This is a genomic window from Desulfobulbus alkaliphilus (assembly GCF_016918545.1).
Taxonomy (GTDB): Bacteria; Desulfobacterota; Desulfobulbia; order Desulfobulbales; family Desulfobulbaceae; genus Desulfobulbus; species Desulfobulbus alkaliphilus.
In genome coordinates this window covers 1-344 of sequence record NZ_JAFFQC010000464.1, presented here as the reverse complement: position 1 = coordinate 344, position 344 = coordinate 1, and the positions used below count along the sequence as shown (strand labels likewise).

The 344-nt window shown below is 58.7% G+C and carries 1 protein-coding gene; it reads right to left on the bottom strand.

Going from position 1 to position 344, the window contains the following annotated elements:
- Positions 1 to 108: 108 nt before the first annotated feature.
- Positions 109 to 255 carry a winged helix-turn-helix transcriptional regulator gene (locus tag JWG43_RS19425; protein ID WP_205244524.1) on the bottom strand — a complete coding sequence of 49 codons (147 nt, stop codon included), beginning with the start codon at positions 253 to 255 and terminating at the stop codon, positions 109 to 111.
- Positions 256 to 344 lie beyond the last annotated feature (89 nt).

Sequence of the window (344 nt, the reverse complement as noted above, 5' to 3'; positions counted from 1 at the left end):
CCAACTCCGCTACCTGATCCCAATCGATTGGTTGTCTCATGCCTCGATCCTCCATGTTGAATGGGGGAGGCTGTGGGGGGATTAAATGGCGTTTTTGTCCGGAATAGCTTACCCTCTGCACTTACTGATCAGAGCCTGCAGGCAGTAATTGAGCTTGCCCAGCGAGATGCCCAGTTCGCCGGCCAGTTGCCGTTGGTTGGCATCGGGGTTGGCCGCGAGGCGGCGCAGCAACTGGTAGCGGGTTTCATCGGTCATGGTCGGCAATGAAGGTCTGGCTGTAAGGTTAAGCAGGGCAGGGCGGGCTGCCGCCCTGCGGGTGCGTATTGTTCATCCGCTGAACCGTC